Consider the following 22,223-nt stretch of genomic DNA (forward strand, 5'->3'; position numbering starts at 1 on the left):
TTATTCTTAATTGCAAAAAGTGAAATACTGTTTTGAGAATATATCACTTCACGCAATGAGACCAGTGTCTTATGCTGGCTTTATCAAAACAGCGCACAGAGCGTTGTTCTGCCGAAACGTCCCGCAGTCGTTGCTATCAGCCACATTGCCCGGACCGGCAAATACAGAATTTTTAGGATCGACACATGGCTAATTATTTCAACACACTGAACTTACGCCAGCAGTTAAAACAGCTGGGCAAATGCCGTTTCATGCAAAAAGCAGAATTTGCTGACGGTTGTAACTTTATCAAAGGTTGGAAAGTAGTCATCGTTGGCTGTGGTGCTCAGGGTTTGAACCAAGGCCTGAACATGCGCGATTCTGGCGTGAATATTTCTTATGCACTGCGGGCTGATGCCATTGCGCAAAAACGTAAATCGTTCCTGCAAGCCAGCGAAAATGGCTTCACAGTTGGCACTTACGAAGAATTAATCCCAACGGCGGATTTAGTACTGAACCTGACGCCGGACAAACAGCATACGTCAGTTGTTAAAGCGGTGATGCCGTTGATGAAACAAGGCGCGACACTGGCTTGTTCGCACGGTTTTAATATCGTTGAAGAAGGCACGCAGATCCGCAAAGACATCACCGTCATCATGGTGGCGCCGAAGTGTCCGGGTACTGAAGTGCGCGAGGAATACAAACGTGGTTTTGGTGTACCAACCCTGATTGCTGTACACCCGGAAAACGACCCGAACGGCAACGGCCTGGCCATCGCCAAAGCTTATGCTTCTGCCACCGGCGGCGACCGTGCCGGCGTGCTGGAATCCAGCTTCGTCGCTGAAGTGAAATCAGATTTGATGGGCGAACAGACCATCCTGTGCGGTATGTTACAGACCGGCGCGATTCTGGCGTACGACAAACTGGTCGCTGATGGTTATGAAGCTGGTTTTGCTGCTAAGTTAATCCAGTTCGGCTGGGAAACCATCACCGAAGCGCTGAAACATGGTGGCATCACCAACATGATGGACCGCCTGTCGAACCCGGCGAAAATCAAAGCGTACGACTTAGCTGAGCAATTAAAAGGCATTCTGCAGCCTCTGTTCGCCAAACATATGGACGACATCATCTCCGGTAAATTCTCCGAGACCATGATGGCGGACTGGGCGAACGATGACAAACAACTGTTTGGCTGGCGCGAAGAAACCCGTCAAAGCGGTTTTGAAAATGCACCGGTATCTAGTGAAAACATCGCAGAACAAGATTATTTCGACCGGGCGATTTTGTTAGTCGCCATGGTCAAAGCAGGGGTAGAGCTGGCGTTTGATACCATGGTGGAAGCCGGTATCGTCGAAGAATCTGCTTATTACGAGTCTCTGCACGAGACGCCACTGATTGCCAATACCATTGCGCGGAAACGTCTGTATGAGATGAACGTGGTGATCAGCGACACCGCCGAATACGGTAACTACCTGTTCAGCAACGCTGCAGTGCCGATGCTGCGCGACCTGGTGAACAACATCAGCCCTGAACTGCTGGGTAAAGGTTTAGCTGCAGGCAGCAACGGTGTTGATAACGTGCGATTGATTGAAGTAAACGATGCCATCCGCAATCACCCGGTGGAAATCGTTGGCAAGACATTACGGGGTTACATGACCGCGATGAAGCGGATTGTAGTTAGCGCTTAAATAGCGCTACCAACCCCACACTGAGTTTTTTACGTGGACCTTGGTTGTTTGCCCGGCTTTGCCGGGCTTTTTTTTGTTTGGCACTAAGCCAAAACTCTTTAGAGGCTAAAATCGTTCCAGACTTTGTTTCTTGCTTTTAGTCCTTTATCTTCAATCATCTGTTTATCGCTAAGGAACGCTATGAAATCTATTGCCCTGATTGCCCATGATGGCAAAAAAGCTGAACTGCTGGATTGGGTGGCAACTCATGCCGGCTTTTTTCAAAACAAGACGCTGTACGCAACCGGCACTACCGGGCGTTTGATTAGCAATAAATTGCAGTTACCGGTGCATTGTTTTGCCAGCGGGCCTTTGGGTGGCGACCAGCAAATCGGCGCTTTAATTGCCGAGCAGAAAATCGACTGGTTGGTGTTTTTCTGGGATCCACTCAGTTCCCAGCCACATGACCCGGACGTGAAAGCACTGATCCGTCTCGCCGTGGTGTGGAATATCCCGGTGGCCTGTAACCAGGCCACCGCGGATTTTATCGTGCATTCCAGTCTATTTCAGACCGATTATCAGCGTGCCGTGCCGGATTTTACTGGCCATCAGCGCCGGTTTGATCCGCGCTGATGCGGCTACGACGCAGTGACAGTACCACCGAAGTGCCGATGATCAGTGCGACCACCGTCAGGGATACCGCAACCGGTATCTTGTAGATATCGATCAGCATCATCTTCGCGCCGATAAAGATCAGGACTAACGCCAGACCATATTTCAGTAAGCTGAAGCGGTCTGCCATGTCGGCCAGTAAGAAGTACATCGCGCGCAGACCCAGGATCGCAAAGATATTAGATGTCAGGACGATGAAAGGGTCTGTAGTAATGGCAAAAATGGCCGGAATGGAATCGACAGCAAAAATGATGTCGGAGAACTCTACCAACACTAAGACCAAAAATAGCGGTGTGGCATAACGCACCCAGCGGCCGTTTACCTCACGACGGACAAAGAATTTTTCGCCTTCGAGCTCGTCGGTCACTTTCATGTGCCGCCGGATCCATAGGATCAGTGGATTGTTTTTCAAGTCGGGCGTTTTATCGGCAGCCCACCACATTTTAATCCCGGTTAACAACAGGAAAGCGCCAAACACATAAAGCAACCAGTGGAACTGGGAGATCAGCCAGACACCGGCAAAAATCATAATAGTGCGCAGGATAATGGCACCGAGGACGCCCAGTACCAGCACACGTTTTTGTAACTCAGGCGGGATGGCAAAGACACTGAAAATCATTAGCCAGACAAACACATTGTCTATTGCCAGCGATTTTTCAATCAGGTAGCCGGTCACGAATTCGAGCGTTTTGGCATTGGCGATCTCCGGACCTGCGCTATCGCGCAGATACCACCATAAACCGGCAGCAAAAAGCATTGAGACCGAGATCCAAATCACCGACCAGATAGCGGCTTCTTTGACAGAGACTTTATGTTGTTTGCCTCCACCGACGACAAAGAGGTCGATGGCGAGCATGATGAGCACGATGCTGAAAAACACCGCCCAGAGCCAGGGATTGGCAATTGTTTCCATGAATAACTCCAAACAGGATGGTATGGCCGGCAGATACCAGCGTTGTCCGGACCCACGCTGGCCGGATGTCCTGTTTAGAGGGGGATCTTTGCCAGTGTGGCAAAGGTCTTGCTCATCAGATGATCTGACCCGGTTACCGGAAACCTGTTGGTTTCGGCATGACGATAAGCCGGCGTGGAGCTACTCCCCTTTGGGATGGCGCGACTCTAACAAAAGCAGACTAAATTAGTCAACTATTCAACAGGCGAAAATTTCGCCGCAGCGCCTCCCTAATTTTCTACCTGCCAGCGCTGCATTTCATGTAGCCGTGAGACGGTGCGCTCAAAGGCGAAGCTAAGCTGACTGGCCTGATACCAGTGCTCCGGCGGCGTGTTCGCCGTACACAGCAACAACACCCCGCGTTCGTAACATTCGTCGACCAGCGCGATCAGCCGGCGCGCTTCATTATCGAGTTTGCTGACAAACACATTGCTGTGTTCGCGCTGATAGCTCTCTTCGACGCCATGTAAAATCGCGGTGTCGCTGTGTGGTAAAAACTGCGGGATATCGGCAACGGCGATGGCCCGATACTGTCTGCTCTGATCATGTCTGCCCTGATCTGGCTGACACAGTGCCATGTAATCAAGCTGGCTGCGCGGTCCGCTGCAAAGCGCCATAAAATCAAACGCAATGACCTGATCATTGCGCCACAAAGCCGGGATCGGCCGGCTATACAGCTGGATCAGCGGGCAGGGCTCAACCGCGCCATAAAGCCGCTCTGCTTGTTGTTGCAGCCAGTCTTTCGTTTGGTTGATGCCGAGATAACGCCAGTCGGTTGGTTGCTGGCGGCGGTAGTCGATACCGGCATCGAGGTTACAGATGTGGCAATGCTGCTGCAGTAAATCGATAAAAGGCAGGAAGCGGGCGCGCTGCAGACCATTTTGATACAAGTTTTCCGGCGCACAGTTGGACGTTGCTACCAGTACCACGCCTTCGGCAAACAGCTGGCGCCATAAGGTGGCGAGTAACATCGCATCGCCAATGTCACTGACAAAAAACTCGTCAAAACACAGCAGCTGATACTGTGCAGCCCAACTACGCGCAACCTGCTGCAGCGGGTCGGCTTCACCTTGCCTGACGCGCAATTCCTGATGCACCGCCGCCATAAAATGATGAAAATGCAGCCGTAACTTACGTGGCGTGACAGTGCTGTCGAAAAACCAGTCCATCAACATGGTTTTGCCACGGCCAACCGGGCCATACAAGTAAATACCGCGGCTGTTTTCGCCTGAGGCCAGCTGCTGTTGCAATTGTGCCAGTTGGCTGATGAGGTGTTGCTGCGCCAGATCTGGACTAAGCTCGCCGCTCTGCAATGCGCTGTGATAGCGCTGCAACAGGCCGGCTGACAGGTCGGTCGCAATCAAATCCGGCACTTATTCACTTGGTCCTTTACCGATATAACGCTCCAGCCACTGACCGAATTCGTGATACCAGTAAATTGAGTTTTGCGGTTTTAAGATCCAGTGGTTTTCGTCCGGGAAATACACCAGTCTTGCATCAACACCTTTGCCTTTGAGCACGCCATACAGCGCCAAACCTTGTGTCACCGGCACACGGTAGTCTTGTTCACCATGAGTGATTAGCATCGGCGTATTAAAGTTTTCTGCGAACATCGCCGGACTGGCTTTGAGCACATTCTCTTTGTCTTTCCACGGTGAGCCGGCATATGCATGAGTTCGCAGCAGCGTGCTGTCGGAAGCAAACTGTGCCATCAGGTCGTAAACACCGGCGTGATTAACCAGCGCTTTGTACTTGGTGCTGTGGCCAGCTATCCAGCTCACCAGATAGCCGCCATAACTGCCACCAGCCGCAGCGACACGGCTTTCATCGATGTAACCGCGTGAGGTCATGTAATCAATGGCGGCTTCGCTGTCAAAAAATGGCTTAGTGGAATGATCGCCATGAATAGAGGCGGTGAAGGCTTCACCAAAACCGGTCGAACCATGGAAATTCGGCATGATGACAACATAACCCATGGCGGCAAACACTTGCGGGTGCCAACGCGTGCCAAAGGCGTCGTTAAAAGCACCATGCGGGCCGCCGTGTAGCAAACTCAGCAGCGGCCAGCGTTTGTTGGTATCAAAATTCGGCGGAAAAATGGCAAACATCTGGATCGGTTTGCCATCCGAGCCCGGATAGTTCATCTCTTCTACTTTGCCCCACTGGGTGTTCTGCTGCAGTGTGGTGTTGATTTGGCTAATTTGCTTTAACGTGCGGCTTTTGTTATCGAGTAAAAAGATCTCCGGTAACTGGCTGATGCCGTGTTGCACCAGCGCAAATCTTTGCGGGCCAGCCATTTGGACCTGTTCGTTACTGGCCTGACGCAACACTTGTTTGACCGGGCCACCGGCGGCCGGCACTGAGAATAACGACACCCGGGCTTTGTCTTCAGCGAGGAAATACAGCATCTGGCTGTCTTTGCTGAAGAACCATTGCTGTGGGGATAAATCGATATTACCGGCCAGCACTGTGGCGGTTTTTTTTGCGAGGTCGAACCGCGTGAGTGTGACATTGTCATTGCCAAAATCAGTGCGTTTTTGCGCGCCGTACAGCAGGCTGCGACCATCCGGGCTGAACACCGGTTTACTGTCGTCCGCCGGGTTGGCTTCGGTCAGATTCACCGCTTTGCCACTGCCGTCGGTCGGCACTAAATACACATCAAAATTCAGGCTGTTATACGGCGGTTTGCTGCTGACTGCACTGAGCGCCAGCTGCTTACCGTCCGGTGACAAATCAAATTCCGGCCCACCATCCAGGCTGGTCCATTGGGTCCAGCCCGGCGTCAGTGCCTGAATATCACCACTTTGAATGTCGTAGGCGAAAAACTGCGTAACTTTGTCGTCAGTCAGAAAGTGATCCCAATAGCGATAGATGCGGTTTTCACTGACTTTGGCTGAGTGCAGCGGCTTTTTCTCGTCCTTTAACAACTTAAAATCGCCGGCAAAACCGGCCGGCACTTCGGCGCTAAACAGAATTTTTTTGCCGTCCGGGAAAAAACGTGGATTGCTGACGCCGACCGGCAAATCGGTCAGCTGGCGTGCTTCACCGCCGCCCAAGGTCAGCAGTTGCAGCTGGTTTTTTTCCGCATCACGTTTGGACACAAATACCAGCTGGCGGCCATCCGGGCTCCAGGCGGGCTGATTGTCGGCTGCCGGATGAAAAGTCAGTTGGGTTTGTTTGCCGGAACCCAACTCCAACACATGCAGGTCGGTGTTACTTTTATTTTTCGCCAGATCATAGCGGTTCAGGCTGAATACGGCCCGCAGTCCATCCGGTGAGACCTGCATACCGGTTGGTTTTTGTACCTGATATAAATCGGTTGCCGTCAGCGGTGCCGGCGTGCTGGCGTGCGCCTGACTGCTGATACCGAGAAAAACAACAGCGAATAAACTGATCTGAGAATGTCGGAACATAGATATAGAACCCGGACTGAAGAACAGTCGCTAGCATAGGTGAAGCTACACAGCCTTAGCAACAGCATGACCCCCGTGTGGAGTGCGACTGAGGCTGACTGCAGGGAAAAACCGACAGATGTGCTCGGTTTCGCAAGTTTTCCCGATATACTGCCTTGTCTTTAACCCACAGGATGATGGATTTTTATGAAATTCAGATTATTAAGCCTTGTTTTAGTGATGTCCGGCCTGACTGCGGTACAGGCGGCCGAAGTGAATGTGTATTCCGCGCGCCAGCAGGAACTGATTAAACCTCTGCTCGATAAGTTCAGCCAGCAAAGTGGCATCAAAGTGAATCTGATCACCGGTAAACCGGATGAGCTGTTAAGCCGGATGCAAAGTGAAGGCCGTAATAGCCCGGCAGATCTGTTAATCAGTACTGATGTGGGCCGTTTATATCGGGCGCAGCAGCTGGGGCTGTTGCAACCGCTGAAATCAAACACACTGGAGCAGGCGATCCCTGCAGCGTTGCGTGATCCAGCTGGTCATTGGTTTGGTTTAACCACCAGAGCGCGGCCTATTATTTATGTCACCGGAAAAGTCGATCCGAAAGATCTCAGTACTTATGAAGATTTAGCGGCACCGAAATGGCGCGGTAAGATCTGTATCCGCTCATCAGACAACATTTATAACCAATCGATGCTGGCTGGCATGATTGCCGTGTTGGGTGAAGAAAAGACCCAGGCCTGGGCCAATGGTCTGGTGAAGAATTTTGCCCAGCCACCAAAAGGCGGCGACCGTGACCAAATCAAAGCGGCGGCTGCTGGCGTTTGCGACATTGCTATCGCGAATACCTATTACCTTGCTGCAATGTTTGATGATCCGAAAGATGCGGCAGCGGCAAAAGCGGTCTCGGTGTTTTGGCCAAATCAGTCTGACCGCGGTGCCCATATCAATATCTCTGGCGCTGCCGTGGCGAAGTTTGCCCCAAATGCCAAGCAAGCCGCGCAGCTGCTGGAGTATATGAGCGGTGCAGAGGCGCAAGCCTGGTACGCACAAACGAATCATGAATATCCGGTGGTGGCAGGGGTCGCCCGCAGCAGCGTGTTACAGGGCTTTGGTGAATTCAAAGCGGATGCACTACCGCTGATCAAACTGGGTGAACTGAACCAGCAGGCTATTCAGGTGATGGATAAAGCGGGTTGGAAATGACGTTGAGTTGTTGCTGAGATACTGATGAAGGCGACTCCGTTATTCGTCAATCCGCAGTGGTGGCTGTTACCGGGGATCTTGCTGATCCCCTTGCTGGTGGTGTACGCCAGCTGGGGGCAGTTTGATCCACAGCTATGGACCCATTTAGCGACCACTGTGCTGCCGGATTATCTGTGGAACTCTGTCCTGCTCGCGGCCGGTTCGGGCTTACTCGCTTTATTGCTGGGTGGTTCTTTAGCGTGGTTATTGCATTTCTACCAGTTCCCTGGCCGGGCGTTATTTAACGTGCTACTGATTTTGCCGCTGGCGCTGCCGGCATACATCATTGCCTACAGTTATACCGCGCTACTGGATTTTAGCGGGCCGGTTCAGCTTGGTTTGCGGCAGTTGACCGGACTCGGTTACGGCGAGTATTGGTTTCCGCAAGTGCGTTCAGTCGGCGGGGCTATCTGCTTGTTCGCGCTGGTATTATTTCCTTACGTCTACCTGTTGACCAGAGCATCGCTGGCAGGCCAAAGCCCACGTTGGCAGGAAGCTTGTCAAACCCTTGGCGTCAGCCGGCGGCGTTATATCTGGTCAGTTGTATTGCCATTAACCCGGCCCGCACTGTTTGGCGGAATGGCGTTAGTGATGATGGAAGTGTTCGCTGATTATGGCACTGTGCAGTATTTCGGCATTCCGACGCTGACCAGCGGCATTTTTCGGACCTGGTTTGGTATGAATGACCGTTCCGGTGCGGCTCAATTGGCGTCGTTGCTTTGTACATTTGCATTGTGTCTGATGCTGCTCGAGCTGTATAGCCGCCGCCAGTTAAGGTTTTACCATACCGGCCAGGCTGGTCATTCGGTGCTGCCAACACGGCTGCCGCATGTCAAAGGCTGGCTGGCGACAGGCGCTGTTGGGCTGGTCTTGTGGTTTGCTTTTTTTTGGCCGGCGCTGGCTCTGCTGGTCTGGAGTCTGGAAACGCCGCAAGCCTGGTTATCGCTGGATTATCTGCAGCTCCTCTGGAACAGCATGAGCCTGGCCGCCGCAAGTACCATATTATTACTGGTTGTCGCGATGGTTCTGGTCTATGGCTTGCGCCAGCGTCTGGCAGGTTGGCAGAAACTATTGATCCGGTTGAGTAGCCTGGGCTACGCGGTACCCGGCACTGTGATTGCAATTGGGGTGATGTGGCCGCTCAGCGCGATAGATAATCAGCTGGACCAGTGGATGGAACAGCAATTTGGCATCCGCACTGGCCTGCTGTTGTCCGGTACTGTCGTGGCGCTGATGCTGGCCTACCTGATCCGGTTTTTGGCCGTCGCCATGCAGTCGCTGGAGTCCGGCCTCAGTCAAATTAAACCCAGTATGGATCAAGCTGCCGCGAGCTTAGGTTGTTCACGCGCTCAGGTGTGGCGCCGTTTACATTTGCCGATGCTGAAATCTTCTTTGTGGACCGCGGCGTTATTGGTTTTTGTCGATGTGTTGAAGGAACTACCGGCCACTTTGTTGTTGCGTCCATTTAACTTTGACACGCTCGCCGTCCGGACCTTTGAGCTGGCCTCGGACGAGCAACTGGCCGCGGCAGCAGTGCCCGCATTAACCATTGTGCTGGCTGGTTTGTTGCCGGTGATCCTGCTCAACCGAGCGGCACTGAAACGCTGAGGCGAGGCCGTCAGGAGACTTCATTTATGTTAACGATCACACAACTGGACTTGCACTACGGTCAGACTCAAATTGTGCAGGATTTCAGTCTGGGGCTGGAGAAAGGTCAGATCGGTTGTTTACTGGGCCCTTCCGGCTCCGGTAAAAGTTCGATCCTGCGCGCTATTGCTGGGTTCGAGCCGCTCAGTGCCGGCGAGATTGCCGTGGGTGGCAAACCCGTCGGCTCGGCTGCTTTTAGCCTGCGGCCTGAGCAGCGTCAGGTCGGTATGGTGTTTCAGGATTATGCGTTGTTCCCGCATTTAACGGTCGCAGGCAATGTTGGTTTTGGCTTGTTTCAATTGCAGGAACAAATACGCCGGCAACGTGTAGCTCAGATGCTGGAGTTGGTGGGGTTGGCGGCGCTGGCTGAGCGGCCGGTCCATCAATTATCCGGTGGGCAACAGCAAAGGGTCGCGCTGGCCCGGGCACTGGCCCCGGCACCGCAATTGCTATTGCTGGATGAACCGTTTTCAGGCTTGGACGCCGATCTCAGAGAAGCGCTGGCAAAAGATATCCGGCAGATTTTACAACATGAAGGGATCACAGCTTTGCTGGTGACCCATGATCAGCATGAAGCATTTGCGATGGCCGACCAGCTTGGGGTGATTCTGCAGGGCCGCTTGCAGCAGTGGGGAACTGCTTATGAGTTATATCATCAACCGGTCAATCGTTTTGTCGCTGATTTTATTGGTGAAGGGCATTTGCTGGCGGTACAACGGGATCTCGCCGGCGCCAGTTTTACGGCATTAGGCCCGCTGCCAGTAGCAGTGCCGGCAGATGCCTGCTGGTTGCTGGTTCGTCCTGAAGATATCGAACATGACGATTTAAGCCTGCTCAAAGCACAGGTGGTCAGTACCGCTTTTCGCGGTAGTTGTTATCACTATGAGCTGAGGTTGGCGCAAGGGGAGCAACTGAGTTGTCAGTTGCAAAGCCATCATTGTCATTCAGTGGGCGAATGGATTGGCATCAGGGCTGAGATGGCTCACTGGGTGTTGTTTTCCGCGGACGGCTGCAGGAAATGAAGCTTCAGATAGTTACGATAGATAGGTATGGCTTTATTCAACTGTAACTCGCGCCAGAGCGCCGCACTCAGCTGTGGGTGGCGTTCTGAAAACTGCTTACTGAATACCAGATAGCCTGTATTGCTGTGCAATGGCGGTTGTAACACTTGAAGTCCAAGGTCGCTAATCACTGACGAAACCACGGCTTGCCCGGCGATTTTACATAAGGTCGTCACGGCATGGATCCGGCCCGCTTGCAGCAAGTCGAGATCCATGGTGCCGGATAACGTGTAATGCATGCTGACTTGTTGCGGACCCGGCACTATCAGTGGCGCATAGCCGAGCGGTCTGGCGACCACCAAACTATCAATACCCTGCACCCGTTCACCATCCCAGGTCCATTGACTGTCGGCCTTTTTCACCAGACAAGTGTGATGCTCACTAAAAGCACGGCTCGGGTCCGGTTTACCGTCTAACATCGGATAATTGCCGATGTCTTCCCGCTCCGGCCTGTAACTGGCGACTAACGCATCGGTCTCTCCCGCCTGCAGTTTTGACAGGCAGCGTTTCCACGGCAGCCGCTCCAGTGTGAGGCTAACACCGGGTATGGCTGCAGTGAGTTGATATAAATGCTCGATGGTGGCACCTGGGTAGTCTTTAGGAACCTGAGCACCATGCCCCCGATAATAAGGCTCCAGCGGTTTGTCTTCGTAACAGAAACGCAGTGCCACCGCGGATTTTGCAGTCGTAGTGGGTTGCGCCGCCTGCAGATTGCCTGCGGCCAGTGTGGTCAACAATAAAGTCAGCAGAGTAGGAATTCGCAGCACAGCACGCCATCCAAGACAACCGGATTTGCAGTATCGCATAGTTTTCGCGCAGAAGAAAAAACCGGGCAAAGAGGCATTACTTTGCCACGGTTGACCCCAACAGCGCGCGGAAACTGGCCGCGCCGGGGCAGGCAGGACAAGGAAGCACAGGGTCGATCACAGCGGTTGTTGTAAAAACGCTTTCAGTTCAGGTGCGACCGCCTGAATATTCAGTAATCCGTCTAGGTGGCCCATCTGGCCCGGGATCGCCGACAGCTGGTTTGCTTTGCTGCGGGTGCCCTCCGCGCTGAGCGCTTGCTGGCTCTGTTGCGCCATCTGCGGCGTCAGCAATAAATCACCGGCAGCCGGCAGCCACAGCACCGGTGCTTTGATAGCCTGTATCGCTTGTTGCCAGTTATCGCCCATGCCGGCGCGCCATAATTGCGACGCACGCACCAGATAAAGCAGATGATTGGCATCCTGCAGCGCTGCACGCTGCGTGGCGACAGCAAGCAACTGGTCCAGTGCGCTGAAACTGGCGCGGATATCCTGATGGGCGGCTTTATCTGCGCGCAAATCCGGATATTTCTGGTTAAAACCGGCTGGATTGAGTGCATCTAACGTGACCCAGGCCAGCGCCATGGCAAGGCCGGCAGTGGGTTGCTGCGGTTTGTCGTAATAATCGCCTTGTTGCCAGTGCGGATCCATTTTGATTGGATAAGCCCAGCGTTCTAACTTAATCGCACTGTAGGCATCGATATACCCAGTGCCAATCACCGGCACCAGCCGCTGCACGCGCTCCGGATAACGCTGCGCCCATTCAATCGCCTGAAAAGACCCCATCGAGGCACCGACCACCGCATGCAGTTTGTTTATGCCAAGGCTATCCAATAAGGCTTTTTGCACTTCAACAAAATCGGTGATGGTCACGACCGGAAAACTGAGGCCGTAGCGTTTGCCAGTCAGCGGATTGATGCTGGCCGGGCCCGTGGTGATCACGTGCGGATCTTTGACATTGGCATTGACCAGCGTATCGACGCTTACGACATAAAACTGATTGGTATCAATGGCTTTGCCGGGGCCGATAATGGCATCCCAGTAACCTGGCGCCGCATCCGTTGCCTGATAACGACCGGCTGCATGCGAAGTACCGGAAAAATAATGCGTGATCAGGATCACATTCGATTTGTCTGTATTGAGCTTGCCATAAGCCTCCCAGCCGACCTGCACTTGTTTTAATGCGGCCCCATTTTGCGTGGTGAAGCTTGCCAGTTCAAACCGCTGTTTTTGCACCAGCGGCAGCGCTGCGGCCTGGCTAACAAGACTGCACAGCAGCAAGCTCAGTACTAAGCTCAGTAAAAGGGCGCCCGATTTCACTAAATTTCGCATGCGAAACTATCCTGTTTAAAACCACTGAAATAATAAAATCGCTAAGCCAGTGCCCAGTGCCGGTACGACGACGGTGACTGCGGCCACCGGCCAATAAGCCTGTTGATGGGTTTCGCCACAGATCGCCCGAATAGTTGTGACCACATAGCCGTTATGCGGCAACGAATCCAAAGCGCCGGAAGAAATGGCGACAACACGATGTAATTCTTCGGCGTCGACGCCACGGTCCAGATACACCGGCGCTAATTCCGGCAGCGCAATCGCCTGACCGCCAGAGGCGGAGCCGGTGAGGCCGGCAATTGCACTAACCGCCACCGCAGCGCCTAACAGTTCAGGCCCGGGGAGATGTGTCATTGTCTGGACAATATCAGTAAAGGCCGGCGTCAGCTTAGCAACAGCGCCAAAACCAACCACAGCCGCAGTGTTGCCAATCGCCAGCAAAGAGCCCATCACGCCTTCATTCAATGCTTTATCGAGGTTTTGAATAAAACGCCGGTTTAATAAATACAGCGTCAGCACACCGCCACTCAGCGCGACAATCAGCGCCGCCTGTTGCAGGCTGTGATGCAGCCAGTTTGATAATCCCAGCACCACCAGCAGCGGGATCAGCCCCATTAACGGGTGCGGCAGGGCGCGGTCGGTCAGCTGCGGGTCGCTGTCACGACCAATAAACACTTCGCCTTGCGCTACGGCGCTGCGGATCATCTTACTGAGCCAGGCATAACCAAAAGCGGCCATAAAAATCGCCACGACAATACTGACTTCCCAGCCGGCATAAGGCGAGGTGTGCAGATATTGAATGGGGATCCAGTTTTGGATTTCCGGTGAGCCAGCTGAGGTCATCGTAAAGGTCACAGAGCCTAAGCCCAGCGCAGCCGGAATAAAGCGGCGTGGTAAGTTGGCATCTTTAAATAAACTGACGGCCATCGGGTAAGCCGAAAACGCGACGACAAACACCGAAACGCCGCCGTAGGTCAGTACAGCGCAGGCCAGCACGACGGCGGCCACGGCATGCGCCCGGCCCAGCTTTTTCACGATCCACAAAGCGACCGCATCGGCAGCGCCGCTATGTTCCATCAGTTTGCCGAACAGGGAGCCCAACAAAAACATCAGGAACCAGGCGGCGACAAAACCGGAAAATCCATTCATGTAGGCGTGGATAAAATCGGCATTGCCGCTTTGTTGCCAAAATGGGATGCCGTTGGTGACTGCGACGAACAAGGCGCACAAAGGCGCCAGAATAAACAGGTTCAGCCCCCGCATCGTCAGCCAGATCAGCAGGCACAGCCCAAGCAGCAAGCCGGTTAAACTCAGCATAAAAAAGGTCCTTGATTCGGTTTTTTCTGAGTCTGAGCCATCAGGGCAGGTATCTCTATAGTACTAAGGTACAGATTAACATTTCATCAGTTCAGCCTAAAGTAACGCTATCAGTCTGAGCGTGCCGTCACTGATTTACCCGTGCCCCGATTTTTATGACAGCGGCAACCAAGCGGGTTAGTATCAGAGCCGACCGCTCGGGGGACCTATAACAAGTAACTGAAATACATCAGAAAGATAAGTGATAGCCGAGATCAGCAGGAGATGCCCGATGGCCCAGAATAATTATAAATTGCACCGTACCACTCACACTTCGTTTAAACCTGCAGTGCTGGCACTGACCATCAGCGCCGTGCTGGCGGGCCCGGTTTATGCGGCTGAGCAAAGCGCTGAGCCTGCGGCGAAAAAAGAAGAGGCGGCACTGGAAGTGATCCAGGTCACAGCCCGTCGCACCGCCGAAAACTTGCAATCGGTGCCGGTGGCGGTAACGTCGATTGGCGCTGAGGACTTAAAGCAAAAAGGTATCGAAAACCTGACGGCTATCCAGCAACAATCACCAAATACCACTTTGCAGGTATCGCGTGGTACTAACAGCACGTTAACGGCTTATATCCGCGGTATTGGTCAGCAAGACCCGCTGTGGGGTTTTGAACCGGGCGTCGGCATTTATATCGATGACGTGTATATGGCGCGGCCACAAGGCGCAGCGATGGATATCTATGATGTCGAGCGCATCGAGGTATTACGTGGCCCACAAGGTACTTTATACGGACGCAACACTATTGGTGGCGCGGTGAAATATGTCACCAAGCCACTGAGCGGTGAAGACGAGTTTGCCATTCGCGGCACTGTCGGCAGCTACCATCAACGCGACTTAAAACTGTCCGGACAAAAAGCCATTACCGACAAATTCTCCATCGGTGCTGCCGGCGCATTTTATGACCGCGACGGTTTTGGTAAATACCTCAATACCGGCGCAGAAAACTACAACAAAGACATCATCACTGGTCGTTTCAGCGCGCAGTACCAAGCCCTGGACAATCTGCGTTTTAACTTTGCCTACGACAAAACCAAAGATGATTCGAATTCAAAAGGCGGCCACCGTTTAACGCCGAGTTTGCTGACTAAAGAAACTCCGCCGTCCAATGTGTATGACTCCAACACCAGCATGCCGGCCACCAACATGGTGCGCACCGAAGGCCACTCACTGACGATGGCCTGGGATATCAATGCCGACTGGACGATGAAAGCTATTACAGCCAAACGTGAAGGCGTCACCGACACTAATATCGACTTTGATGCCACCAAACTCCCGTCGCTCGATGTACCGGCCTTTTATGAAGATGAACAAACCTCACACGAGCTGCAGTTCCTGTATAACAGCGGCCCGCTGAAGTTTGCTTCAGGTTTGTATTCATTTGAAGGCGATGCCTGTGGTGCTTTTGGCACTGTGCTGGTGTCTGGCCTGGGTGTGACCATCGAAAACGGTGGCTGTGTGCAAACGGATTCTTTTGCCGGTTACGCGCAGGGGACTTATCAGGTCAATGACCAATGGTCGTTCACGTTAGGCGGGCGTTACACCGAAGATGACAAAGACGCCAACGTCTATCGTTATGTTTATCTCGGTTACAAATTGCCACGTATTAGTGCGACCAAAATCGGCACTCAGTCTGATTTTAAAGGTAGCGAAAACTTCAGCCATTTCTCACCACGCGTTGGCTTTGAATATCAGGCCGACGACAACATGATGGTGTACGGCTCTTATACCGACGGCTTTAAATCCGGTGGTTTTGATATGCGCGGCAACCAGTCGGTCAACCCGAATGCCGGCGACCCGTACCAGCCAGAAACGGTCGATACTTATGAACTGGGTGTGAAAAGCGAATGGCTGGACCGTCGCTTACGTGTCAACGCTGCGGTGTTTGCTTCAGCTTACGATGATATGCAGGTGACAGTACAACGCGCCGTCAATAACACTGTAGCGTCACAAGTACTGAACGCTGCCAGTGCCGATATTAACGGCATTGAACTGGAAGCGACAGCAGTTGCCTCTGATGCGCTGCAATTTAACCTGATTGTCGGATACACCGACGCCAAGTTTAATGAAGTGCTGTTTTACGATGCCGTGACTAAAACCACGTCAGACGTATCTGGGTTGTGGTCTTTTGCCAACACGCCGGAACTGACAGCTACTTTAGGCGGTAAATACACAGTGGCGATGTACGGCGGCGAACTGGTGCTGAACGCTAACCTGTCACACCGCAGCGAAACGCAGATCTTTGAACTGCCATCGATGCTGGACTACGGCGGTTACACGCTGTTTAACGCTGGTGCCACCTGGTATTCCGCGGATGGTCACTGGGATGTGTCACTGCAGGGCCGTAACTTAGGCGATAAGATCACCCGCATCGCCGGTTACAACTTCCCGCTGCTGGCGGCCGAGCAAACCATCACCGCGTATTACGGTGACCCAAGAACAGTCAGCCTGTCGCTGGGCTACCGGTTCTGATCACACAGCAACTGAAGCATTCGCGGTGTTTTAATTGAAGCAAAGCCTTGTTGAAAAACAGGGCTTTTTTATTGTCAGTGACGTGTGTCAGCCCGACTGCAAAAACGCTATGTGCTGGTGGTGAAGCCATGGGAACGCGCCATGAAGACCCTAAGGTAACTTCGCCATTGCTTGAAACTTCGGTTTTGCATATCTGGTTAGAATTACCCGACGTGACCAGATACGCACTTTATATGTGAACAAAATGGTTTTATTGTTATGCTGTTTTCGGGCTTGGATTGAGTGTGCGTCGGCTGGACAAACAGCCCCATCAGCCACAGTAAGGCATTACTCTGATTGGCCAGGAATCGATTAAAGTGCTGATCTCAACTCTTTTAATCAATCAAAAGTTAGTCGTAGCGTATTATTTTTAAATAACACGGACTGAGCACAGAAAATGCGGTAAATATCATTTTTGGGATCTTGGGTATGAAAGGTGGTAGGGTGAAAATGAAAATATGGATATTTTTGGCTGTTTTACTGAGCCCGGCAATGTCATATGGGCAAGAGGTTTGTGTTAAAGAGATTCAGCTAGAGTTGAGCAAGTATGAGAGTAATAAACTAAGAGGTCGTTTGAATCGAAGTTTATTTAGTTCTAATATTCGAATTATTGAACCATTAAATTCGCATGACCCACGTTGGGAGCCGTTTGGTCGTATCCAAATATTAGATCTAGATGCTGATGGTGATTATGAAATTGTTGGTCGATATGATGAATCTGCATACGGAAATTACAGAGCTAGATTTGTCGTTTTAAATTCATTTCCTACGCAGAAATTGGAAGAAATAATCGATCTAGGTGATGTTGCGCCAGGTAAGTTTGTAGATGATGATAAATTGTTGAATAAGTCATATTTGTACTCGGATAACAATTCTCATGAGTTGATTCCATACCGTTTCCTAGACAGTTTGCTGTTGAATTATACCGTATCATATAAGGATTTGGTGAATTTAAATGGTCGTTATTACATGGTTGTCGCGTTTTCTGGAGAACAGAAACATAACACGCGATATTTTGTTTTTACTTTGAGTAATGTTGTTTATTCTGATTACTGTGAGTTTAAATTTTAGGGTGAGCTTTTTAATTTTTATTCATGAGGTTTGATTGAGATATTTCGCATATGCAGCAGTTATATCATATTTGTTATTCAGTGTTGATTTTTTTAATCAGTACTTTCGTGGTGACCAGTTCATATTTTTCATCGTTTTATTTTTTGTTTCGATCGCCTTGTCGGTTTTTGTTGAAATCTCAGCATTGCGTAAAGTAACCGCGCCGTCGCTAAAATTGAATTTTTCGGCTGACAGGGTTAGGGTTTTCGTTATTCAAGTCGTTCTTTTGATTGTTATGTTTACATTAGTTACATGGCTGGTGAATTTTGTAGATTTGATAGACCATATTGTGTATGGCTTGGTTATATATTTTTTTGTCGGTGCTTTATTTGAATCTTGCAGATATTTAAGGGGGCGGTAGTATGCGCGCTTGCATCATTGCACGCCCTACCGCATCATGGTCGTTCTGCTATCTGGACCTGTGACTTATGATTGCCATTATTGCTGATGATCACCCGTTATTCCGCGTTGCCTTGTCCCAGGCGCTGCAGACTATTCTGGGCCTGGATGCCAGCCTGTATCAGGCGCATAGCATGGCGCAGTTGTGGCCTTTGCTGCGCGCACATCCGGATACCCAGCTGATTTTGCTCGACTTAAAACTACCGGATGCCGAAGGTTTTGCCGGCCTGACCGCACTGCGTACTGAATACCCGGATATTTCGGTGTTGATGGTGTCGGCGATTGAAGATCCTGCCGTGATTAAACAAGCGCTGAAACTGGGTGCTGCGGCCTATTTACCCAAATCGGCGCCGCTGGAAGTGCTGACCGAAGCGGTCGATGCAGTGATGGCCGGCGATACCTGGTTACCGGCGGATTTACAGCAAAGTGTGGCGCAGGCGCAGGATCTGATTGACGCCGAATTTGCTGGCCGGCTGGAACAGCTGACGCCACAACAATTTCGTGTGCTGAAAATGATTGCCGACGGCCTGCTGAACAAACAAATCGCCTATGAAATGAATGTGCAGGAGACCACGGTCAAGCAGCATGTGTCGGCGATTTTGCGCAAACTCAATGTCAATAATCGTACCCTGGCCGGGATCTTATTTGAAAAACTGAAACTTCCGGATACCCTGTAGCCTCTAACTGCCAGTCTTCAGCACCCCGGGAGAGCGCCGCATGCGCCGTTTCACTGTATTTGTTTTTTCTTGTTCGACTCTTTTCAGTTCTTTTCACAGCCACGCTACTCAGCTTCAGCCGCAAACCGGGCACTGGCGCAGCCAGCATCAGGTGCTGGTCAATGGCGAGGATATCCTGAAGCAAATGCAGACCTTGCAATCACAGGTGCTGGCGGCAGTGCCGGCCGAACAACGGGCTTTGGTCGCCGGTATGATGCCAAAAAAAGACTTAAGTACTGCGCAGGAATGTCTGACCGCCGCTGAAGTCGCCTTGTTAAAAACACCGGAGCAGTGGCTCAGCAGAGCCAAACAGCAGCTACCCCGTTGTCAGCTGCAGCTGACCGGCAGCACCCCCAATTCGGTCTCGGTCAAAGGCCAGTGTCAGGACCAGGGTGGTTACACCGGTTCGCTGCAAGGCACAGTCACGTTAAAAACGCCGCAATGGATGCAGATGAATATGCAGGGCACTGGCCGCTATAAGATGCCGCTGCCGGGCCAGGCGCAAAACGGTGATGTGCAATTTAAACTGAGCAGCGAATCGCGCTGGCAAAGCGCCAGCTGCCCAGCCGGGATGCGTTAATCCGGCGCTGCACGCTGATTTCTTGTTAGCAGAATGTTGCTGCCCGCTGGCCTTTGTTGCATGCTGAGGGCGGTATTTCTGCTCAACAGGATGACATGATGACAATCTCCAACTCCGTCAGCGGCCAGCCCAGCTGGCAACAGACACCACAAGCCGGTCTACAGGTGAATTCAGTCGCGGTCAGTCCGGATGGACAACTGACCGTCGGCGGCACCTCCAGTGAATTTGGTAGTGGTCAGTTTAACTTTTATGGCTATGACGCTACAGGCAGCCAGCTCTGGTCAGTGCCGGTTACTGCCGCCAATGTGACGCAAGGCATTTTCTGGGTCGCCGTCAGCGACGATAAACGCTTTGCTGCCTGTGGCGGTGAAACCAGTAAAACTTGTGGCTTCCTTTGTATCCTCGATGCCAGTACTGGCACCATTCTTTTTCAAGACAACAACTTGCCGGCACGGGTCAATCAACTGTCTTTCAGTAGCGACGGTACCTTGTTGCTGGCGGATTTCCAGCACGAATTACGTTTGTACCACTATGCCACCGGCAGTACTGTGGCGCCCGTCTGGTCACAAAGTGACAGCTTGGCGCTTTCAGCCGACTTTTCCAGTTACAGCGCAGTGCTGGCGCCAAATGGCAGCCGGGTCTGGGTCGGTGCGATTAATTACAACGTCAAACCGGTGTATACCGGTCTGGTGCAACAGATTGTGCTGGATAACGGCAAATTCGGTGTAGTGACCGGCTATCAGCAGGCGCAAGGCGTGATGCGGGTGGTTACGACAACTGACGGTGCTTATGCCGCCGCCGCGTTACACGATGGCAGCTGTGCCTTTTTTCAGGCAGTGCAACCCAGCACGGCTTTTGTCTATAAACCCGATCTGACCGGACTGAATATCGCGTATGCCATTGCAATCACTCAGACACCGACCCAACAGCTGGTGATAGTGGTTGGCGCCAATCAAGGCGAAGGCGGCGTGTTGTATCGGGTCGATGCAGAGCAAACTGCATCAGAGATCGCCAATTTTCCAGTCTGGGGACCCGTGCTGCGCTGGAGTCAGCCGGTGCAATATGCGGTCAATCCCGGCGTAACGCTGGATCTGGCCGCGACGCTGGTCAGTGCGACTGACGGTAAGCCAGATGAGACCAATGGCGGTAGTAATCAAAAGGAATCGCCGGGCAACTTTTATCTGTTCGATGCTTGCTCTGGTCAGCAGCTGTGGCAATATGGCACCAAGCTGATGAACTGGCCCATGACGCTGACGCCCGACGGTAGTACCGCGGTCGGTGGCAGTGATGATGGCAGTATTTATTACTGGAAGTTGTCGTAAGTGAAATCCGAAAGTCTGCACCGCGCATCGCTGTTTGACCGCCGGCTCTGGCAGGAGCGGTTGCAACATTCTTGGCTGTTGCGCAATGTGGCGTTGTTACTCCTTTGGCTGCTGGTGTTTGAGATCGGCTGGCTGGTGGAATATACCCATCATGCCAGTGTCTGGTATCCGGTCGCGGGGCTGACTTTCGCGTCTTTGTTATTACTCGGTTTTTCCATCTTGCCGGCCTTGTTGACCGGCTGCGTGTTGATCACCTTTTACACAGCGCAGCATTATCAGATCACACTGGATCAACTGCAGCTGCTCAAAGCCGGGCTGTTATTTGGTCTGGCGCATATTCTGCCTTATGCCATCGGCGCTATTGTGCTGCGCACCTTGGCAAAACAGGGCGCCCGCGACATCAGCCGGATCATCGTACAGTTTTTGGTGGTCGCGGCGGTCAGTTCGTTTTGCGCGACCTGGCTGGTGATCCCAACGCTAGTGGCGACTGACATGATGTCCCAGGCGGAAGTGGCGACCACCTGGCTGCCGTTTTGGATCGGGGATATGGCGGGCGTGATGGTGTTGGCGCCATTTTTTGTTGGCCTGTTAAGCCGCGTCATGCCAAGTGCTTTGTTCCGCCTGACCGATTTAGCCGGCTTAAAGCAACAGCAGTTCAGTTCGAAGTATCTGATGAAACTGTTGCTGAATGCCCTGTTACTAACCTTTTGTATGCTGCTCGCCAAGGTCACCGACTCGCCCAACAGCGCTTTTGCCATTTTCTTCCTGGTGATCCCGCATATGTGGATCGCCTGTTCTGAATCGGCATTGCTGAATGTCAGCAGTGTGGCGCTATCGAGTTTTTTAATCGCCTTCTGGGTACATCTGTTTGGTTTGATGGACTATGTCATGGTGTACCAGTTCGCCATCAATGTGATTGCGGCCAACACCTTATTTGGCCTCGCGATCCCCACTTTATTGGCGGATAACCTGCAGCTACGCAAAGTTGCCTTCACCGACAGTCTGACCCAAGTCGCGTCGCGCGATCGGCTGGAACAACGCGCGGCACTGGAAATTATCCGTAGTCAGCAAGACCAAAAACCGCTGTCGTTGCTGGTATTTGATATCGATTATTTCAAGCGGATCAACGATGAGTTTGGTCACCATGTCGGCGATCAGGCGCTGCAGCAACTGGCACGGCTGGCACAACAGTCGCTGCGCCCAGCTGATTTACTCGGCCGCTTTGGTGGCGATGAGTTTGTGGTGTTATTGCCGCACACCGAGATCGCCGCGGCGCAGCATATCGCTGAGCGGATCATTGAGCAGTTGCAACAGGTGTATATCGCCGATGTGCATCAGCTAACGGCCAGTTTTGGCGTGGCGCAGCTGCAGCAGGACGAAGACTACGATCAACTATTCCGACGTGCCGACCGGGCTTTGTATCAGGCCAAGCTGGCGGGCCGCAACCGTGCTTGTCTGGCGACAGATTAAAGCCA

At 52.3% G+C, this 22,223-nt stretch carries 17 protein-coding genes; 11 read left to right on the forward strand and 6 right to left on the reverse strand.

Going from position 1 to position 22,223, the window contains the following annotated elements; all coding sequences use genetic code 11:
- Positions 1–185: 185 nt before the first annotated feature.
- Complete coding sequence (ilvC, locus tag ACQ66Q_RS11865) at positions 186–1,667, forward strand: ketol-acid reductoisomerase (RefSeq protein ID WP_430456998.1); 1,482 nt, start codon at positions 186–188, stop codon at positions 1,665–1,667.
- Positions 1,668–1,847: 180 nt separating this feature from the next.
- Complete coding sequence (locus ACQ66Q_RS11870) at positions 1,848–2,279, forward strand: methylglyoxal synthase (RefSeq protein WP_430456999.1); 432 nt, start codon at positions 1,848–1,850, stop codon at positions 2,277–2,279.
- Here ACQ66Q_RS11870 and ACQ66Q_RS11875 read toward each other — a convergent pair.
- From ACQ66Q_RS11875 to ACQ66Q_RS11885, 3 genes are all read right to left on the reverse strand, one after another.
- The gene (locus ACQ66Q_RS11875) at positions 2,245–3,231 is read right to left on the reverse strand and encodes a TerC family protein (protein WP_430457000.1); all 987 of its coding nucleotides are present in this window, start codon (positions 3,229–3,231) and stop codon (positions 2,245–2,247) included. The two genes, ACQ66Q_RS11870 and ACQ66Q_RS11875, sit on opposite strands and share 35 nt — an antisense overlap.
- Before the next feature lie 269 nt (positions 3,232–3,500).
- On the reverse strand, positions 3,501–4,643 hold the full coding sequence (zapE, locus tag ACQ66Q_RS11880; protein WP_430457001.1) for a cell division protein ZapE: 1,143 nt from the start codon (positions 4,641–4,643) through the stop codon (positions 3,501–3,503).
- Positions 4,644–6,683: a S9 family peptidase gene (locus ACQ66Q_RS11885; protein WP_430457002.1), complete on the reverse strand. Its 2,040-nt coding sequence runs from the start codon at positions 6,681–6,683 to the stop codon at positions 4,644–4,646.
- 186 nt (positions 6,684–6,869) lie between these two features.
- Between ACQ66Q_RS11885 and ACQ66Q_RS11890 the strand changes: the two genes are divergently transcribed.
- Genes ACQ66Q_RS11890 through ACQ66Q_RS11900 form a run of 3 tightly spaced genes read left to right on the forward strand, consistent with a single transcriptional unit; the run spans position 6,870 to position 10,582 of the window.
- Complete coding sequence (locus ACQ66Q_RS11890) at positions 6,870–7,874, forward strand: Fe(3+) ABC transporter substrate-binding protein (RefSeq protein WP_430457003.1); 1,005 nt, start codon at positions 6,870–6,872, stop codon at positions 7,872–7,874.
- 24 nt (positions 7,875–7,898) lie between these two features.
- On the forward strand, positions 7,899–9,521 hold the full coding sequence (locus ACQ66Q_RS11895; protein ID WP_430457004.1) for an ABC transporter permease: 1,623 nt from the start codon (positions 7,899–7,901) through the stop codon (positions 9,519–9,521).
- A 26-nt stretch (positions 9,522–9,547) separates the two neighbouring features.
- The gene (locus ACQ66Q_RS11900) at positions 9,548–10,582 is read left to right on the forward strand and encodes an ABC transporter ATP-binding protein (protein WP_430457005.1); all 1,035 of its coding nucleotides are present in this window, start codon (positions 9,548–9,550) and stop codon (positions 10,580–10,582) included.
- Here ACQ66Q_RS11900 and ACQ66Q_RS11905 read toward each other — a convergent pair.
- From ACQ66Q_RS11905 to ACQ66Q_RS11915, 3 genes are all read right to left on the reverse strand, one after another.
- A complete protein-coding gene (locus tag ACQ66Q_RS11905) occupies positions 10,543–11,388 on the reverse strand; it encodes an amino acid ABC transporter (protein ID WP_430457006.1) in 846 nt (281 codons plus the stop codon). The genes ACQ66Q_RS11900 and ACQ66Q_RS11905 overlap by 40 nt on opposite strands.
- Positions 11,389–11,544: 156 nt before the next feature.
- Positions 11,545–12,756: an E22 family MetX-like putative esterase gene (locus ACQ66Q_RS11910; RefSeq protein WP_430457007.1), complete on the reverse strand. Its 1,212-nt coding sequence runs from the start codon at positions 12,754–12,756 to the stop codon at positions 11,545–11,547.
- A 15-nt stretch (positions 12,757–12,771) separates the two neighbouring features.
- Positions 12,772–14,073 (reverse strand): GntP family permease, encoded by a 1,302-nt coding sequence (locus ACQ66Q_RS11915; protein ID WP_430457008.1) that lies wholly within the window; start codon positions 14,071–14,073, stop codon positions 12,772–12,774.
- Between the two features lie 271 nt (positions 14,074–14,344).
- Here ACQ66Q_RS11915 and ACQ66Q_RS11920 point away from each other — a divergent pair, with 271 nt between their 5' ends.
- The 6 genes from ACQ66Q_RS11920 (at position 14,345) to ACQ66Q_RS11945 (ending at position 22,218) form a co-directional block, all read left to right on the forward strand.
- Positions 14,345–16,582: a TonB-dependent receptor gene (locus tag ACQ66Q_RS11920; protein ID WP_430457009.1), complete on the forward strand. Its 2,238-nt coding sequence runs from the start codon at positions 14,345–14,347 to the stop codon at positions 16,580–16,582.
- A gap of 483 nt (positions 16,583–17,065) precedes the next feature.
- Entirely contained in the window at positions 17,066–17,692 is a 627-nt protein-coding gene (locus ACQ66Q_RS11925; protein WP_430457010.1) for a hypothetical protein, read from the forward strand.
- A 467-nt stretch (positions 17,693–18,159) separates the two neighbouring features.
- Complete coding sequence (locus ACQ66Q_RS11930; RefSeq protein ID WP_377244765.1) at positions 18,160–18,807, forward strand: response regulator; 648 nt, start codon at positions 18,160–18,162, stop codon at positions 18,805–18,807.
- A gap of 40 nt (positions 18,808–18,847) precedes the next feature.
- On the forward strand, positions 18,848–19,426 hold the full coding sequence (locus ACQ66Q_RS11935; RefSeq protein ID WP_430457011.1) for a DUF3617 family protein: 579 nt from the start codon (positions 18,848–18,850) through the stop codon (positions 19,424–19,426).
- A 95-nt stretch (positions 19,427–19,521) separates the two neighbouring features.
- Positions 19,522–20,748 carry a hypothetical protein gene (locus ACQ66Q_RS11940; RefSeq protein ID WP_430457012.1) on the forward strand — a complete coding sequence of 409 codons (1,227 nt, stop codon included), beginning with the start codon at positions 19,522–19,524 and terminating at the stop codon, positions 20,746–20,748.
- Positions 20,749–22,218 carry a diguanylate cyclase gene (locus tag ACQ66Q_RS11945; RefSeq protein ID WP_430457013.1) on the forward strand — a complete coding sequence of 490 codons (1,470 nt, stop codon included), beginning with the start codon at positions 20,749–20,751 and terminating at the stop codon, positions 22,216–22,218.
- Positions 22,219–22,223 lie beyond the last annotated feature (5 nt).

The organism is Rheinheimera sp. (assembly GCF_965283995.1).
In the GTDB taxonomy this organism is placed as follows: Bacteria; Pseudomonadota; Gammaproteobacteria; order Enterobacterales; family Alteromonadaceae; genus Pararheinheimera.

Excerpts from the sequence above, each read along its gene's own strand:
- ACQ66Q_RS11900 (WP_430457005.1), top strand. The coding sequence starts at position 9,548 with ATGTTAACGATCACACAACTGGACTTGCACTACGGTCAGACTCAAATT.
- ACQ66Q_RS11940 (WP_430457012.1), top strand. The coding sequence starts at position 19,522 with ATGATGACAATCTCCAACTCCGTCAGCGGCCAGCCCAGCTGGCAACAG.
- ACQ66Q_RS11870 (WP_430456999.1), top strand. The coding sequence starts at position 1,848 with ATGAAATCTATTGCCCTGATTGCCCATGATGGCAAAAAAGCTGAACTG.
- ACQ66Q_RS11885 (WP_430457002.1), bottom strand. The coding sequence starts at position 6,683 with ATGTTCCGACATTCTCAGATCAGTTTATTCGCTGTTGTTTTTCTCGGT.
- ACQ66Q_RS11930 (WP_377244765.1), top strand. The coding sequence starts at position 18,160 with ATGATTGCCATTATTGCTGATGATCACCCGTTATTCCGCGTTGCCTTG.
- ACQ66Q_RS11875 (WP_430457000.1), bottom strand. The coding sequence starts at position 3,231 with ATGGAAACAATTGCCAATCCCTGGCTCTGGGCGGTGTTTTTCAGCATC.
- ACQ66Q_RS11890 (WP_430457003.1), top strand. The coding sequence starts at position 6,870 with ATGAAATTCAGATTATTAAGCCTTGTTTTAGTGATGTCCGGCCTGACT.
- ACQ66Q_RS11915 (WP_430457008.1), bottom strand. The coding sequence starts at position 14,073 with ATGCTGAGTTTAACCGGCTTGCTGCTTGGGCTGTGCCTGCTGATCTGG.
- ACQ66Q_RS11920 (WP_430457009.1), top strand. The coding sequence starts at position 14,345 with ATGGCCCAGAATAATTATAAATTGCACCGTACCACTCACACTTCGTTT.
- ilvC (WP_430456998.1), top strand. The coding sequence starts at position 186 with ATGGCTAATTATTTCAACACACTGAACTTACGCCAGCAGTTAAAACAG.
- ACQ66Q_RS11895 (WP_430457004.1), top strand. The coding sequence starts at position 7,899 with ATGAAGGCGACTCCGTTATTCGTCAATCCGCAGTGGTGGCTGTTACCG.
- ACQ66Q_RS11935 (WP_430457011.1), top strand. The coding sequence starts at position 18,848 with ATGCGCCGTTTCACTGTATTTGTTTTTTCTTGTTCGACTCTTTTCAGT.
- ACQ66Q_RS11910 (WP_430457007.1), bottom strand. The coding sequence starts at position 12,756 with ATGCGAAATTTAGTGAAATCGGGCGCCCTTTTACTGAGCTTAGTACTG.